We start from the raw sequence: 17,414 nt of genomic DNA on the forward strand, positions 1-17,414 counted from the left end.
AAATGGCAGAAATATTCTTTGGAACCATAATAAGTATTTTTACAGGAATAATTTCATCCTATTTATTTTTGATGTATTTCCTGAATCGAAAAAGAGTAAAAATAGAAATATCTTCACATATAAGTAAAGTTACTTTTGAAGGGCAAACCAATTACTTTTTTAAATTTATAAATAAAACTAATTCTGAAATATTTGATATAAGAATTGAACCTACTTTTTATAAACAGGTTGGCGGTGTTGGCGGGATGAATATTCAGGGAAAAGACATTGAATTAAAAGAGAATTTCATTTCATATATTCCATACAAAAAAAAGAATGATACAAATAGCCTTCACGCTATGCGAGTACGTACAATTGAAGATATAGAATTAAATTGGAGCGATGCGTCATCTTATATTCGATTAACAGTAATTGCAAAACATTCACTATCTGGTTTTACAGATGTATTTGTAAAAGATTTTTATTCGAAAGATGTTATTACGACAAAAAAGTTCAAGTCAGGAGACAACCTGGATGTTGCATAAGTTTTAACACATTAAACTTGCTTATGGCTTAAATATTCAATAATATTGTTCTATAATTAATTTAAAATTATTTATCATGAAAAGAGACGTTATAGTAGGATAAATTCCCAAACAAAAAATATAATAACACAAAAGCCAGTTTTAAACTGGCTTTTTTTATTTTTCTAAGTCACAACAACATCATGCTTAAATAGCAACCCTTTTACTTCTTTCAAAGCAAAAACAGCCTTTTTAAGTTTAGTTTTAGATGGATCGATTGTATAATTATAACTCGTTTTAAAATCGGCTTTGTTGGCGATGGCTTTGTCGAATTCTGAGCGGTACAAATCGCAATTGTCAAAAAGCACACTTGTAAGATCTGTAGCCATAAAATCGACAGCAACTAAACTACAAGTATTAAAAGTTGTCCCTTTGATTTTTAAAGTATAAAACTTCGAAAAATCAAGAATGCAATCGTAAAAATGAACTTCAAAAATTAATTTGTCGCACATGGCAAAATTGACTTCTTTAATTTCACATCGATTAAAAGTAGCCGTTCTAAAAGCCACGTAATTAATTTTTGCTTCATTAAAAATGCAGTCATTAAAAACGCAATCAATAAAAGTGACTGCGAGAAAAGTGCAGGCAGAAAAATTACAATTATTAAAAATACAACATTCAAAATCCTTAAAATTAAGATCATCTCTGCCATAAGTTTTGGTAGTGTATTCTTTATCAAGGAAATATTCAGACTCTTTTTTCAATGTTATTTTTAATCTTTATTTGAGAGCGAAAAGGTAATAATTAAGCAAGATAGTTTAAGACTTTTTACACATCTATTTTTTGGAATTTAAATGAATTGAAAATATATTTTATAAATTTATTAATGTAAAATACTGAAAATTAGCTATATATTTACATTAGGATTGATTATTATTCCAAAAAAATAAGACTTTAAAAATGGTAAATTTTTTAAAAAATAATGTCTTTCAAAAAAAATATAAAATCTTTGGGTTGCTGTTTTTTATTTCCTTTGCCATGATTGCCCAAAATGATTCCATTTCTTCAGAAATTTGCCCGCCCAAAACAATATTAGAAATCTTTAAAAAGAAAGATTCTGTTTATGTCGTTAAACCTATTAAAAACAGCTTCTTTCTAATTATTCCCGCAATTGGTACGCAACCGGCGACAGGCTTTTTCTTTGGTGCTGTTGCCCAATATACTTTCAAAGGAAAACAAAAAGCAGATAAGTATTCGATAGCTAATCTGGGTATAACCTATACCGTAAAAAATCAATGGCTGGTAAACGTCAAAAACAATATTTTATTAAAAAACAATAGAATATTTCTAAGCGGAGATTATCGATTGTATATTTTTTCGCAGCCAAATTACGGACTTGGAACTAATATTATTCCGCGTAAGCGAAATCAGGATCCGGGATTTAGCCTTGATTCTCTCGCACAGCCAATGGATTATAATTATTTTAAATTTCATCAAACCGCTTCTTTCGAAGTAAAAAAGAACTTTTATGTTGGCGGTGGTGTAAATATCGATTGGTATTCTAAAATTTTTGATAAAGAACTTGATGTTGAAAATCAAAAGTTTACCTACCATTACGATTACAGTCAAAAATACGGATTTGATAATCTCGAATATTTTTTAACGGGGATGAGCCTTAATTTAGTATACGATTCCAGAGACAATCAGGTAAATGCAACTCATGGCTGGTTTGCCAATATAAATTATCGTTTTAATCCTGTATTGTTTAATAATCAGCGTTATAGCAATGTTTTATATACAGAATATCGTAATTTTATTCCGCTTTCTCAAAAAAATGAACGTTATATTTTAGCGATTTGGACTTATGGACAATTTGTAACCAGAGGAAAAGTGCCTTATTTAAACCTGCCAGCAATTGGCTGGGATCAGCGCAGCAGGAGCGGAGAAGGATATACGCAGGGATTATTTAGAGGAACAAATTTGGTTTATCTGGCGACAGAATTTAGGTTCCCGATAACCTGTAATCAAATGTTAAGCGGAACTGTTTTTACCAATTTTGTAACGACAAGTAATCCGGAAACGAATACAAAACTATTCAGTTCAATTCAGCCCGCAGCAGGTATTGGTTTGCGAATTTTAATCGACAAAAATACAAGAACAAATCTAATTGCAGATTATGCCTGGGGAAATCAGTCAAAAGGTTTTTATTTAAATGCCGGAGAAACATTCTAAAAAGCGATTACTTTAAACGTTAGGTTATTTGTTTTAACACATAGAAACATAGCATTGCTGAACTTAGTAAAGGCATTTCACTTGTTTTAATAAACATAGCTATGTGTGAGAAACGAATTTTTACTAACTTTAATGGAGTAAGTTCATTTTTTATATGTGAAAAATGTTTTCTTCATAATAAATTCATAATTCTAAATTATGATGATTTATATTTTAAACTCAATCGCTATTTTTGTTAACAATACATTTTAAAATGAAATTACTTATAGTCGAAGACGAACCAAATCTCTTATCTATTTTACGTAAAGGTTTTGCTGAAAACAACAACGATGTCAGCGTTGCGCTTGATGGTAAAACGGCATTGGAAATGATTCAGAATTATACTTTTGATGTAGTAATTTTAGATGTAATGCTGCCGGATATTAACGGAATCGAAATTTGCAGAAGATTACGTGACGATAAAAATTTTGTTCCCATTTTGCTTTTAACCGCTCTTGGAACTTCAGAAAATATTGTAACAGGACTTAACGCCGGTGCCGATGATTATTTGGTTAAACCCTTTAAATTTGGAGAACTTGACGCACGGGTAAATGCGCTAAACCGCAGAGCCAATCAGGAAACCGAAAAAGTAGATACAATAGTAATTGGCGATTTAGAAATAAACAGCAAAGGCAAAACGGTAAAACGGGATGGAGAATCGATTGTTTTAACCGCCAAAGAGTTTAAACTTTTGTATTATTTAGCCAAAAATACAGGCAGAATTGTATCCAGAGACCAGATTTTAGACAATGTCTGGGACATTAATTTTGATATGAACACCAATGTTGTGGATGTTTACATCAATTATTTAAGAAAAAAAATAGACAAACCATTTACAACCAAACTTATTCATACCATGAAAGGTTTAGGTTACGTTATACAGCCATAAAATGGATATAAGAAAAAAAATTACTTTTACTTATGTTGCTCTTTCTACGTTTAGTACGCTGTTATTGTGTATTATAGTATTTGTATTGTTTCGTGAAAACAACAGGTATCATTTCTTAAAACGATTAGAAGACAGGGCAAAAATTGTAGCTTCTATTCACTTTCAGGAAGATCCGGAAAAAATAAAATACTACAGTAATCTTAAAAAAAACGGACTGGAGGAACTGATTGAAGAAGAAGAATATGTTCTTAAAATAAACAGCGCCAATAGTTTTGATTACAATACCAATTTAAATTTGCCCAATTCATTTTATTCTAATATTCTTGAAACAGGAAAAGACTATTTTGAAATTAACAGCAAATATTATTTAGGTCAGGTTTTTACCGAAAACAATCAGAAATACATTGTAATTGTTGGCGCACGAGATCGCCGTGGAAAAACAACAACAGTTTATATTGTCAAAATTTTATTTTTTGGAGGAATAGGATTTATACTTCTCGCATTCTTTTTAGGTCGTTTTCTGGCAAAGCGCGTTATTAATCCGGTAGCGAGAATTACAAAAGAAGTAAATAGAATTAGTGCTTCAAACCTGCATAACAGATTACCGGAAGTAAAAAACTCAGATGAAATTTCAGATCTTACACATACATTTAATGATATGCTGGATCGATTAGAAACTTCATTTGAAATTCAGGCAAACTTTATTAATAATGCTTCTCACGAATTAAAAACGCCAATTACAACTATTATTGCCGAGTCTGAAATTATGCTTTTGAAAGAAAGACAAATTCCGGAATACATCGAATCATTACAGAATATTTATGGTCAGGCTTCAAGATTAGGAAATTTAACCGAAAGCTTGCTGAAATTAACCCAAACGGGTTACGACGGTAAAAAACAAGTTTTGGATATTGCCAGAATCGACGAGTTATTAATGGAAGTAAAATCAGATTTGGATAAAATTTATCCTGATAACCGCGTGAGTATCAAAATGAATTTTGCCCCAAAAGATTCTAATTTATTTTTAATTCCGTGCAATAAACCACTTTTAGAATTAGCCATTAATAATATCATTACAAACGGCGTAAAATACTCAGATAATAACGAGGTTTTTGTAACACTTTCGGCTACTAATGAATGGATTAAAATCTCCATTAACGATATCGGAATTGGAATTCCGCCAGAGGATATTCCGCATTTATATGAACCTTTCTTTAGAGGGAAAATTGCCGCTAAATATAATGGTTACGGTTTAGGACTTCCTTTAGCTTCTAAAATTATCCGAATGCATGATGGTGAAATACAAGTACAATCAGAACAAAATAAAGGAACAATTGTAACCATTGTTTTTAAGAAAAATAATTCTAAAAAAGCCAACATTAAAAATTCTAATGTTGAATCTTAGGAAATTCTAATTTTAGATTAAGATCCTTCTAATTTACGCAGCGTTATTTTGTATGTATAAACTAAACGATTATACATATGAAAAATTTTCTGATACCCACCACTTTAGAACAAGATACAATCAGCGCTGTAAAATCGGCAATTAATCAGGCAAAAAACACCAATTGCGAGATTATATTAATGTTGGTTTCTGATACACCCGATACATTTTCGGCTTCACAATTTTTACGTGAAATGAAAGTAAGCCTAACAGCAAGTCAGGAAGAAATTCTTGAAACCTGCCGATACATTATTGAACATACTCCAAACTGTAAAATAAAAGTTCACAATCAATACGGAGTTTCTGCCCCAATTTTTAAAGGAATTATTGAAGCTTTTGATGTAAAACTGATCATTCTGACGCAGTCGTACAAACAGGAAACAAAACGAATTCATCAATATTTAGTAAAATTAACAACCAATCAAAAAGGACCAATTTTACATTTAGGAACTGAATTAAGTAAAGACGATTTTAATAAAGCACTTTACATTGAAAATGCAAAAGCAAATATGCATGTAAAAGATGTTCAGCAGTTTTTGAGTCAAAACTTCTCGTATGAAATTGTGAGCCAAACAGCCAATTTTGATGATAACTACGAAGAATTTGCACCTTATTTATCAGAAGCAATTTCAAAATATGATATTGATTTATTGGTAGAAACCCGTAAAGGCGAAAAAATCAAATTCAAAAAAACAAAAAAAGAAAACAGCAGCGATAAATTGGGACTTCCTGTTTTATCACTTTACGAAGAATTGGCATAAAACTAATTCCTTCAAAAATAAAATAAGTTTAAATTTAAAATTAAAAATATGTTATTAAAGAAAAGAATTCCAATGAGGTACGTTCTCGGAAAAATTAAAGTGGAATTAGGTCTTGTAATGGCTTACACCATATTATTTGAAATTTTTCACCATTATTTCATCAATATTTCAGTAGATATTCCAATTGCTATTCCCACAATGGTAGGAACAATTATATCTCTATTACTTGCCTTCAAATCAAATCAGGCTTATGACAGATGGTGGGAAGCAAGAATTATTTGGGGATCAATTGTAAATGAATCCAGAACGCTGATTAGACAAGTATTAACGTTTTATAAAGACCCTAATTTTTCGGTAGAAGCAAATGATTTCAAAGAAAATTTCACCAAAAGACAAATCGCTTGGTGTTACAGTTTAGGGCAGGCTTTGCGAAATAAAGATGCCATAAAACCAATTAAAAATTTTATTAGCGAAGAAGAACTGAATTTTGTAAAAAACCATCAGAATATTCCAAATGCGATACTTTTATTGCACGCCAGAGATTTAAGAAACGCCAAAAAAGACAAGCGTTTTAATACGTATCAACAAGTAGAAATTGATAATACTTTGACCAGATTATGTGATGCAATGGGAAAATGTGAGCGTATTAAAAACACCATTTTTCCAACAACATACAGTATGTATATCAGAATGACATTGTGTTTGTTTATTATTTTATTGCCTTTTGGATTAATCGATTTATTAAGCTGGTTTGCAATTCCGTTAATTACAATTATTGGAGGAACCTTCTTTTTGATCGAAAAAATGGCAATCCACTTGCAGGATCCTTTCGAAAACAGACCAACAGATACGCCTGTTACCACAATTGCAAACGCAATTGAAAAGAATTTAATGCAAATGCTAAACGAATTTCAGGTTGAGTTTGATATCATCAAAGAATTTGACCTAAAACCGGAAGCTAAAACACTTACCGGAAAAGAGTACTTTGTTCTTTAATTAGTTTTGGTCTTTTTAATTGTCAGCCAGACAATGCCTTTATTGGTGTTGTCTGGTTTTTTTTGTCCTTGCGAGGAACGAAGCAATCTCATTTGCTAAATCGACAAAAGTTTATACATAGTGTGGTTGCTTCGTTCCTCGCAATGACAATCGGCGTGTAAAAAAAAATAACGCTACGTTTTAAGCAATTTCCCCAACGTTTGTATCGAATGCCGCAATTCATTAGACCACGGCAAACCAAAACTCAGTCGCATGCAATTTGAAAACTGATCCTGAAAAGAGAAAATTCTTCCCGGCGCAAAACTGATATTATGTTTCATCGCCAAATGATAAAAAGCCGCCGTATCGATATTTTTATCTAATTCAATCCAAAGAAAAAAACCGCCTTGAGGCTGACTCACTTTTGTTCCTTCCGGAAACGATTCTAAAACCGTATTAATATAATTATTACAATTTTGATTCAGGATTTGGCGTATTTTTCGAAGATGATTTTCATAACGTCCGTTTTTCAAAAAATCGCCCACAACTTCGTGAGTAATAGTAGGCGAGGAGAGCGTATGATAAATTTTATTTCGAAGGATTTGTTTTTTGAATTTCCCCGGAGAAACCCAGCCAACGCGATAACCCGGCGCCAAAGTTTTAGAGACAGAACTGCAGCAAAGCACAATCCCGCTTTCATCATACGTTTTGCAGTTAGTTGGTCGGCTTGAGCCAAAGTACAAATCGCCGTGAATATCATCTTCGATTAACGGAATATCGTAAAATTCCATCAGTTTCACCACCTCTTTTTTATGTTCAACAGGCATCATGCTTCCAGACGGATTACTAAAATTACTCATTAGCAAACAAAGCTTTACCTTTTTTGTAGCAAGCGCCTTTTTTAAAGCATCAAGTTCAATTCCCGTAGTCATATTTGTGGGTAATTCCATAATATACAAGCCCAGTGATTTTGCCAATTGCAAGATTCCAAAATACGCCGGACTTTCTGTAATAATAGTATCTCCCGGTTTCGTTAACGTCATCAAACAATGCGAAATAGCGCTTGTACAACCCGGAGTTGTAATAATATCATTTTCCGTCAGCGAACCGCCCCAGGTAAAAGACCAGCGCGCAATTTCTCTCCTTAAATTAAGATTTCCCTGCACTTCCTCATAACTCGTTCCGCTATTTGGTAATTGACGCGTCGCCTGAATAATTCCCTTATTTAATTTCGCAATGGGCAAAAGCTCATTCGCCGGAAAACCCAAAGAAAGCATCGTAATATTTTTATCCGTCATATTACGATACACCTGATCAATTAAATCCTCGCGATCAATATTTAAGGATTTTAATGCAGGACTGCTCGGCGAAGGTTCTGTTATAATTCTTGCCGACGTATTGCTCACATAATAACCAGATTGCGGTCTCGATTCAATCAAAGATCTGCTCTCGACTTCATAATACGCCTTGCTTACCGTGCTCATGCTGTAGCCCGTTTCGGCACAAACCTCACGAATAGACGGCAATTTATCACCAACAGATAAAACGCCGGATTTAATTTGCTTTTCGATACGGTCAGCAAATTGCAGATACAAGTAATTTGAATTTCTCATAAAAAAAACTGTTATGGTGCAATTTACAAAAACTGTATCTGTATTGCTTATTTATTTTATAGAAATTTGCTTTGATAAGAAAAACTAAACAAAAACAACATTCGTGAAAACAACAAAATACTACATAGCTGCCATTACCTGTTTTGTAATCTGGGGATTTTTTAGTTTGGTTTTAAAACCAATACATGAATATCCTTCCTTGGATATTTTATTCTTTCGTGTTTTTAGCTGTAGTATTTTAATGTTACTGATTGCTTTTGCATTTAAAAGAAAAAAGCTAAAAGAAACAGTTCAAATATTTAAAGCTTTACCAACAGCCGAAAAACGAAAAGCCATTTTATTAAACATTGGCGGAAGCGTTTTTTTAATGGCAAACTGGTTTACATTTATATACGTAATGAACCATATTAGCGTAAAAGCAACATCGCTTGCCTATTTGGTTTGCCCAATTTTAACCACATTACTGGCTTATTTTATCCTGCACGAAAAACTAAGCAAAACCCAATGGATCGCAGTCGGATTAAGTATTTCTGGCTGTTTGCTTTTATCGTATGCCGATATTATGGATATGGTTTTCAGCATTATAATTGGGTCTACATACGCCTGTTATTTAGTAAGTCAGCGCGTGAATAAAGGTTTTGATAAATTTATAATCCTAACATTTCATATCACATTGGCGGCGCTGATTTTATTGCCTTTTTATCCGGCATACAGCGGTCCGGTTCCAACAGCGTTTAAGTTCTATTTCTGTATCGAAACCATTGCCATTTTGTTTACCATATTCCCGTTGTTTCTTAATTTATATGCACTTTCCGGCATCAATTCATCAACAGTTGGCATGTTATTGAACATAAACCCAATGATCGCCTTTGGATTAGCGACTTTTGTTTATCACGAAAATATAACCGTATTACAAATCACAGCTTACGGCATCATTTTTATGGCTGTTATAGTATTTAACTCGCACCATATTTTTGCATTAAAACAGCGATATACACCAGTTTCAAAAAACATTTAAACTTTTTGCCACAAATTCACGAACCTGAAAACTCCAAATTGACATAGTCAAATTTCATGAATAATGACATTTGATGAACATTCGGGAAGTTGTGGCTAATTTTTTTGTTTGCCACGAATTACACAGATTTAAAAGATTATTAAAATTGTTGCCTGTAATTGTTTTTTTAACACATAGAAACATAGAATTATTGGACTTAAAAAAGGCGTTTCACTTGCATTAACAAACATAGCTATGTGTGAGAAACTAGTTTCTTTTTAATTTACTTTTTTATAAACACATGAAATCTATGTTTCTATGTGTTTAATTAAATTTTTATTACATTTTAAAAATCATTTAAATAGGTGCAATCTGTGGGAACCTCTTCTTCTAAAACATTCATAAAATTACCAGAATCTTAACAGCATATTTAAACAGGAATGAGTATTTTTCATTTCTGTTTTTTTATGCGATAATGCATTTAAAAAAGTTGCCACAGATTGCACAGATTAAAGGATTTTTTTTTAATTACTTAATTTAATAATCTTTATAATCTGTACAATCTGTGGAAAACAAAAAACAAATAACCAGATTCAAATCTTATGAAAAATACCAAATTACAAGCCTTCATTCCGTTATTTTATTTAGTATGGTCAGACGATCTTTTAACCCAAAAAGAATTCACGACCATTCAGGAATTTATAAATACATTAACCTGGCTTTCGCCCGAAGAAAAACAACAGCTGCTTTCTAAATTAGATATTTCAAATCCGCCTGCGAGAAATGAACTTTCACAATGGAAATTGGATATTGAAAAAAGCATCAAAGATAAATCATCCATAAAATCGATTTTTGATATTGCAGAAGCACTTTCAGAAAAAGACGTAGATATTTCGAACCTAAAACCGGAATTTTTAAAACTCGAAAATGATCTGGGCGTTTTAGGCGAAGAAGTAATTGAGAACTTTAAAACAAAAGCCGATTCTTTTACCGCCAATTCTCAAACAACAAGTAATTTTGATATTCAAAAAATAACAGAACTTCTTGACGGTAAGCAAGCTCCGATTATCAAAAAAGTAAAAGCGGTTATTTCTAAACCCGAATTTGCTTATGAAACTTCAACAGATATTAATGTATATCGCCAAACCGTTTATAACTGGTGTAAAATTCTCGCCGAAGAAAATCTCGGAAATATGGCATATCCAAAACAATATGGCGGCGGCGAAAATATAGCCGATTATTTTGCGATTATGGAAACCCTGAGTTATCACGATTTAAGTTTGGTGATAAAATTTGGCGTTCAGTTTGGATTGTGGGGAATGAGCGTACAATCGTTAGGAACAGAAAAACATTATGCTAAATATTTAAAAGATATAGGTTCGCTAAAATTACCCGGATGTTTCGCCATGACAGAGACACATCACGGATCGAACGTAAAAGGTTTAGAAACTACGGCAACTTACAATCATAACGATCAAACGTTTACGATTCATACACCAAATAAAAACGCCCAAAAAGAATATATTGGTAATGCGGCCGTTCACGGACAAATGGCGACCGTTTTTGCTAAATTAATTATTAACGATCACGATTATGGCGTAAATGCTTTTGTGGTTCCGTTACGAGATACAAACGGAAATACCGTAAATGGCGTTACCATTGGCGATTGCGGTCATAAAATGGGCTTAAATGGTGTTGATAACGGAACTATTTCATTTGATAATGTTGTGATTCCGAAAGAAAATATGTTGGATCGTTTTGCTTCTGTAAATGATAAAGGCGAATTTGAAAGCCCGATTCCGAGTGATAACAGACGTTTTTTCACAATGTTAGGTACTTTGGTTGGTGGTCGAATCGGGATTCCGCGTTCAGCATTGGCAGCAGCAAAATCAGGATTAACAATTGCCATTCGATACAGTGATCAACGTAGACAATTTGGTCCTGAAGGCGGATCTGAAGTTCCAATTTTGAATTACAGAATGCACCAACGCAGATTGCTTCCGCATTTAGCGAAAACCTATGCCGTTCACTTTGCATTACAATATCTTACGAATCGTTTTCTAAACAAAACCGAAGCCGAAATGCAGGAAATTGAAGCCCTTGCAGCCGGAATGAAATCATATTCGACCTGGAGTACACGAGATATTTTACAGGAATGCCGCGAAGCTTGTGGCGGAAAAGGATATTTATCTGAAAACAGAATCGATGCGTTAAAAAACGACACCGAAATTTATACCACTTTTGAAGGCGATAATACCGTTTTGATGCAATTGGTTGCTAAAAACCGTTTATCAGAATTTAGAAAAGCATTTGGTGAAATGGGTTCTTTGGGAATCATTAATTATGTATATGAAAATGCAAAAGTGGCTATTTCTGAGAAAAACCCAATTGCAACCCGAAGAACAGATGACGAACATTTATTAGATTCTGAATTTCATTTGCAGGCTTTTATTCACAGAGAAAAAACAATTTTGGCATCGGCAGCGCGACGTATTAAAAAATTGGTTGATGGCGGTTTAGAAGCTTACGATGCTTTTAATGTTGTTCAGCATCAAATGATTGATGTCGCTCAGGCGTATTTAGAAAGAGTCGTTTTAGAACAATTTCTGGAAGCTATAAAAACAGTTGAAGACGAGAATTCAAAAGAAATTTTGACAAAATTATATCAATTATACGCACTTTCGCAGATCGAAAAAAACAAAGCTTGGTATCTTGAAGATGGTTATATGGAAGCTGTAAAAACAAAAGCAATCCGTAAAATCGTAAATCAGCTTTGTTGGGATATTCGTCCCGATGCAGTTGCATTGGTAAATGCTTTTGATATTCCGGAGAGTTGTTTGGCTGCGCCAATTGCTGTTAATTAAGAATATAGAATATAGAGTAAAGAAAATAGACTTTTTTTAAGGGCTTTGTCAAAGTTTTAAACTTTGACAAAGCTTTTCTCATTTTTTGTCATTCCAAGGAACGAGGAATCTCCACAAGTAGCTCGACAATCTACATACACGTTACGTCGGTTTCTTACGGAGATCCCTCGTGTCTCGGAATGACAATATTCGGGCTATTTTTTATAGCAAAACTATACTGTCATAATTTTATTTATATCACTAAAACCACAAACAGATTTTTAAACCATAGTTTTATTAAAATAACTGGCTTTTTCAAAATCCTTGATATTGATAGAAATCACAGGAACTTCGGGAAGAATTTCATTTAATTTTGTAACAATAGCTTTTGATAATTTCGCTTTTTGATCCGTATTTCGACCTTCCATAATGTAACTGAAAACATGAATAAAATCGTCTAACGTATTTCCGTTATTATAATAGGAAAAAGGATTAATTCTAACTTTAACTTCAGAAGCAATAAAAAGATCCGTAGATAAAGCAGCATCAAAAACAACCTGCATAATTTCATCTGCAGATTTTAATCGGATTACATTTTCAGAACAATCAATAACAAAATGTGGCATTGGATATCGTTTAGATTAGAGAATTTAGTATCATCAAATTTACAAAAACTATATTTCTATGCGTTTCAATTTTTTTATTTGTTTTACTGTTACGAAATCCAAATTCTGCGACTTATAAATAATTCCTATTTATAGCATCACTTTACTATATTTGTAAGTCACTTTATCCTTATTTAGTTTGAAAAATTATTGGCTGTTTTTTGTTTTGAATCTTCTAAGTTGCCCAATTTACGCATCAGATAGTACAGATACTATTTTGAAGAAGCTAAACGATGCACTAAGAAATAAGCAGCGATATGTAGAACTGAAAGAAGAACGCATTTTGAATTTCAAAAAAATAAAATCGGCAGATTTAACAAAAGAACAGGAATACAATTACAACAAAACCTTATATACAGAATATCAAAAATTCAATTCAGATTCGGCAATTTTTTATGTGAAAAAGAACCTTAAAATTGCCAATGAACTTCAAAATAAAGATTTTTTAGATTTAGCCAATCTTCAATTGGTAACGCTTTATTCTTCTTCGGGAAAATATCGCGAATCTGAAGCCATTTTAAAAAGCATCAACAAAAAAGCATTATCAAAAACACTGCTTCCGACTTATTATGTTGCCTATCGCGAATTTTTTGAACATTATGCGGCGAATAGTTACGATATAAAATACATACAGCAAATACGAAAATACCGTGATTCGCTTTTGATGGTTTTAGATCCGAATACTTTAAACTATCAAATCAATAAAATTCAGCAGAAAATGTCTCAGAAAAAGTTAGATATTTCTCAAAAAGAATTGCTTGATTTATTGAAAAACACCAAAGAAGATAATCCGCAATATGCGATGATTACCTATCTTTTAGGAAGTATTTACGAGCGAACACATCAATTAGAATTACGAAAAAAATATTACGCACTTTCTGCTACTTCAGATATAAAAAATGCAACCAAAGACAATGCTTCACTCCAGGAACTGGCATTGGTTTTTTATGAAATTGGCGATGTCGATATGGCATACAAACTCACACAATCGGCAATTGAAGATGCTTTGTATTGCAATGTACAATTTCGTACCCTTTTAATGTCAGAAGTATATTCGATTATCAATACCGTTTATTTAGAACGGGAAGCCAAACGAAAAACAGAACTTCAATTGTATCTTTTATGCATTAGTTTGTTATCGGTATTTTTAATTGTAGCCGTAATTTACGTTTACAAACAAATGAAAAAAGTGTCAAGAATTCGTGGAGAATTATATGAAACCAGCCAAAAATTAGCAGAATTAAACAAAGATATTACCGAGACCAATAATCAGTTGCAGGAACGTAATTCGCAATTATCAGAATCCAATCACGTTAAGGAAGAATATATTGCTCATTTTTTCAATCTCTGTTCAGCTTACATCAATAAATTAGAAAACTATCGCATTATTTTAAATAAAAAAGCGACAGCGAAACAGTTTGATGAAATTTATAAAATGCTCAAATCAACAACTTTGGTTGATAACGAATTGGAAGAATTGTATAAAAACTTCGATATTATATTTCTGAATTTATATCCAACATTTGTAAAAGACTTTAATGATTTGCTTATAAAAGAGGAACAAATCGTGTTGAAACAAGGCGAATTATTAAATACGGAGCTTCGTATTTTTGCTTTAATTAGACTGGGAATTACCGACAGCGTAAAAATTGCAGCTTTTCTTCGTTACTCGTTAAGCACTATTTACAACTATAGAACAAGAGCTCGAAATAAAGCCGCAGTTTCGAGAAATGATTTTGAAGAAATGGTCATGAAAATTGGTTTAATTTCCTTGAAAGTATAACGATTTATTTTAAAATCACTACTTTTTTTAAGCTACATTTTTTATTAAAATATTGATAGTCAATATTTTGATTTTTTAATTCACTACTTTTTTTCGTTTAAAATTCTACAGCATACTATAACGTTTTAGCTTTACAATATTATTATAAGGTATCCGTTGGGTGTAAATTGATAATTTTATTTAACACATAGAAACATAGATTAAAATTTAAATACAAAAGCTGTTTGAAGAAAATCTAGATTTTCAACACCTAGCTCTATGCATTTAAACAAGTGAAACGCCTTTTTTGAGTATGCAAAAATTTATGTTTCTATGTGTTAAAATAATTACGTCCAATGAGTTAAAATGTAGTTTTTAACTTCAAGTACTTTGATATAAACTTAAATGCTAAATAAATTAATAGTTATGTTTAAAAACGTTAAAACAATTGTTGTTTTACTATTGTTGACTTCAATTGGGATGAATGCCCAAAACAAAGTTCCGGTTTATCTTGATGATAAAAAACCAATTGACGAACGTGTAGAAGATGCACTTTCGAAAATGACTACTGAGGAAAAAATCGCCATAATCCATGCGCAATCTAAATTTAGTTCTCCCGGTGTAAAACGCCTGGGAATTCCTGAAAACTGGATGACTGATGGTCCACACGGAATTCGTACCGAAGTTTTGTGGGACGAATGGGATCAGGCGGGCTGGACAAATGATTCTTGTATTGCTTTTCCTGCACTTACCGCACTTTCTGCAACCTGGAACAAAGAATTAGCATCATTATATGGAAAATCAATTGGCGAAGAAGCGCGTTATCGTAATAAAAATGTATTATTAGGACCGGGAGTTAATATCTACAGAACGCCATTAAACGGTCGTAATTTCGAATATATGGGCGAAGATCCTTTTCTGACTTCAAAAATGGTTGTTCCTTATATTAAAGGAGTTCAGTCGAATGGAGTTGCTGCCTGTGTAAAACATTTTGCCTTAAACAATCAGGAAACTAATCGTAACGCTGTAAACGTAATTGTTGATGATCGTGCTTTGTACGAGATTTATCTTCCGGCGTTTAAAGCTGCTGTGCAAGAAGGTGATGCGTGGGCAATTATGGGTTCTTACAATAAATATAAAGGACAGCATTGTTGTCACAATGAATATTTACTAAACGATATTCTTCGTGGAGAATGGGGTTTTAAAGGTGTTGTAGTTTCAGATTGGGGCGGAGTTCATGATACAAAACAAGCGATTCATAATGGTTTGGATATGGAATTTGGTTCCTGGACAAACGGACTTTCATGGGGAACAAGTAATGCGTATGACAACTATTATTTGGCAAAACCATATTCTGAAATGATTAAAAAAGGAGAAGTTGGCACAAAAGAGTTAGATGGAAAAGTACGTCGTGTTTTACGTTTGTCTTTTTTAACAACGATGAATAAAAACAGACCTTTTGGATCTTTTGGAACTGAAGAACACGCAAAAGCAGGTTTAAAAATTGCCGAAGAAGGAATTGTGTTGCTTCAAAATAACAATAATATTTTACCAATAGATCTTTCTAAAACTAAAAAAATCGCTGTTATTGGTGAAAATGCCATTAAAATGATGACAGTTGGTGGCGGAAGTTCTTCACTAAAAGCAAGATATGAAATTACACCGCTTGAAGGATTAAAGAAAAGAATTGGCAATCAGGCTCAAATTGTTTACGCCCGCGGTTATGTAGGCGATCCTACAAGTAATTATAACGGCGTTGTGGCAAAAGTTAGTTTAGAAGAAAAACGTTCTCCGGCTGAATTAACTGCCGAAGCTTTAAAAGTGGCCAAAGATGCTGATATTGTTATTTTTATTGGCGGTTTAAATAAAGCTCCAAATCAGGATGATGAAGGACACGATCGTAAAGGATTAGAACTTTCATACGGTCAGGATAAATTAATTTCTGAATTGGCGAAAGTAAACAAAAATATAGTATTTGTAAATATCTCAGGAAACGCTGTGGCTATGCCGTGGGTAAAAGAAGTTCCGGGAATTGTACAAGGCTGGTTTCTAGGTACAGAAGCCGGAAATGCTTTGGCAGCGGTTTTGGTTGGAGACGTGAATCCATCAGGAAAACTGACTTTTACTTTCCCTGTAAAATTATCAGATAATGGCGCGCATGCTTTAGGAGAATTTCCGGGCGGAGACGAAGTTACTTATAAAGAAAGCATTTTTGTAGGATATCGTTATGCAGATAAACAAAAAGCAAAACCATTATTTTCTTTCGGTCACGGATTAAGTTACACGACTTTTGAATACGGAAAAGTAACGGCTGATAAAAAACAAATGGCTGCCGGAGATCAAATTACATTTTCTGTAAAAGTAAAAAATACAGGAAACAGAGAAGGTTCAGAGATTGCTCAATTATATATCAGCGATTTAAAATCGTCATTGCCACGTCCGATAAAAGAATTAAAAGGATTTGAGAAAGTTTCGCTTAAAGCGGGAGAAGAAAAAACAGTGACTTTTACAATTGATAAAACAGCATTAAGCTTTTTTGATGATAAAAAACACGACTGGGTTGCAGAACCGGGCGCTTTTGAAGCAATCGTTGGTGCATCTTCAACAGATATAAAATCTAAAGTGGGATTCTCACTTCAATAATTTCATTATTTCTAAATTGGTTGGTTGTAAAGCTGCAATTGTAAAGTT

General features: G+C 32.8%; 13 protein-coding genes. 10 read left to right on the plus strand and 3 right to left on the minus strand.

The window, feature by feature from the left end:
- The first annotated feature begins 2 nt into the window (after positions 1-2).
- The gene (locus tag OLM54_RS03610) at positions 3-524 is read left to right on the plus strand and encodes a hypothetical protein (protein ID WP_264537235.1); all 522 of its coding nucleotides are present in this window, start codon (positions 3-5) and stop codon (positions 522-524) included.
- 164 nt (positions 525-688) lie between these two features.
- Here the strand turns inward: OLM54_RS03610 and OLM54_RS03615 are convergent, their stop codons facing one another.
- A complete protein-coding gene (locus tag OLM54_RS03615) occupies positions 689-1,267 on the minus strand; it encodes a pentapeptide repeat-containing protein (RefSeq protein ID WP_264537236.1) in 579 nt (192 codons plus the stop codon).
- 196 nt (positions 1,268-1,463) lie between these two features.
- On the opposite strand from OLM54_RS03615, the gene OLM54_RS03620 reads away from it, so the two are divergent.
- The 5 genes from OLM54_RS03620 (at position 1,464) to OLM54_RS03640 (ending at position 6,864) form a co-directional block, all read left to right on the plus strand.
- Positions 1,464-2,735 (plus strand): outer membrane protein assembly factor, encoded by a 1,272-nt coding sequence (locus OLM54_RS03620; RefSeq protein ID WP_264537237.1) that lies wholly within the window; start codon positions 1,464-1,466, stop codon positions 2,733-2,735.
- Positions 2,736-2,988: 253 nt separating this feature from the next.
- Positions 2,989-3,663 (plus strand): response regulator transcription factor, encoded by a 675-nt coding sequence (locus OLM54_RS03625; protein WP_264537238.1) that lies wholly within the window; start codon positions 2,989-2,991, stop codon positions 3,661-3,663.
- A 1-nt stretch (position 3,664) separates the two neighbouring features.
- A complete protein-coding gene (locus OLM54_RS03630) occupies positions 3,665-5,068 on the plus strand; it encodes a sensor histidine kinase (protein WP_264537239.1) in 1,404 nt (467 codons plus the stop codon).
- A 77-nt stretch (positions 5,069-5,145) separates the two neighbouring features.
- Positions 5,146-5,868 (plus strand): hypothetical protein, encoded by a 723-nt coding sequence (locus OLM54_RS03635; RefSeq protein WP_264537240.1) that lies wholly within the window; start codon positions 5,146-5,148, stop codon positions 5,866-5,868.
- A 72-nt stretch (positions 5,869-5,940) separates the two neighbouring features.
- The gene (locus OLM54_RS03640) at positions 5,941-6,864 is read left to right on the plus strand and encodes a bestrophin family ion channel (protein ID WP_264537241.1); all 924 of its coding nucleotides are present in this window, start codon (positions 5,941-5,943) and stop codon (positions 6,862-6,864) included.
- Between the two features lie 173 nt (positions 6,865-7,037).
- Here OLM54_RS03640 and OLM54_RS03645 read toward each other — a convergent pair whose 3' ends face one another.
- Positions 7,038-8,456, minus strand: a complete 1,419-nt coding sequence (locus OLM54_RS03645) for a PLP-dependent aminotransferase family protein (RefSeq protein ID WP_264537242.1) — start codon at positions 8,454-8,456, stop codon at positions 7,038-7,040.
- A gap of 103 nt (positions 8,457-8,559) precedes the next feature.
- Between OLM54_RS03645 and OLM54_RS03650 the strand changes: the two genes are divergently transcribed.
- Both OLM54_RS03650 and OLM54_RS03655 read left to right on the plus strand, forming a co-directional pair.
- Entirely contained in the window at positions 8,560-9,474 is a 915-nt protein-coding gene (locus tag OLM54_RS03650; RefSeq protein WP_264537243.1) for an EamA family transporter, read from the plus strand.
- A gap of 581 nt (positions 9,475-10,055) precedes the next feature.
- A complete protein-coding gene (locus tag OLM54_RS03655) occupies positions 10,056-12,317 on the plus strand; it encodes an acyl-CoA dehydrogenase (protein WP_264537244.1) in 2,262 nt (753 codons plus the stop codon).
- A gap of 260 nt (positions 12,318-12,577) precedes the next feature.
- Here OLM54_RS03655 and OLM54_RS03660 read toward each other — a convergent pair whose 3' ends face one another.
- Positions 12,578-12,922, minus strand: a complete 345-nt coding sequence (locus OLM54_RS03660; protein WP_264537245.1) for a 5-carboxymethyl-2-hydroxymuconate Delta-isomerase — start codon at positions 12,920-12,922, stop codon at positions 12,578-12,580.
- A 178-nt stretch (positions 12,923-13,100) separates the two neighbouring features.
- Here OLM54_RS03660 and OLM54_RS03665 point away from each other — a divergent pair, with 178 nt between their 5' ends.
- Both OLM54_RS03665 and OLM54_RS03670 read left to right on the plus strand, forming a co-directional pair.
- On the plus strand, positions 13,101-14,744 hold the full coding sequence (locus OLM54_RS03665) for a DUF6377 domain-containing protein (RefSeq protein ID WP_264537246.1): 1,644 nt from the start codon (positions 13,101-13,103) through the stop codon (positions 14,742-14,744).
- Between the two features lie 405 nt (positions 14,745-15,149).
- Positions 15,150-17,366 (plus strand): glycoside hydrolase family 3 C-terminal domain-containing protein, encoded by a 2,217-nt coding sequence (locus OLM54_RS03670; RefSeq protein WP_264537247.1) that lies wholly within the window; start codon positions 15,150-15,152, stop codon positions 17,364-17,366.
- Positions 17,367-17,414 lie beyond the last annotated feature (48 nt).

Origin of the sequence: Flavobacterium sp. N1736 (assembly GCF_025947065.1) — a bacterium.
Lineage (GTDB): Bacteria > Bacteroidota > Bacteroidia > Flavobacteriales > Flavobacteriaceae > Flavobacterium.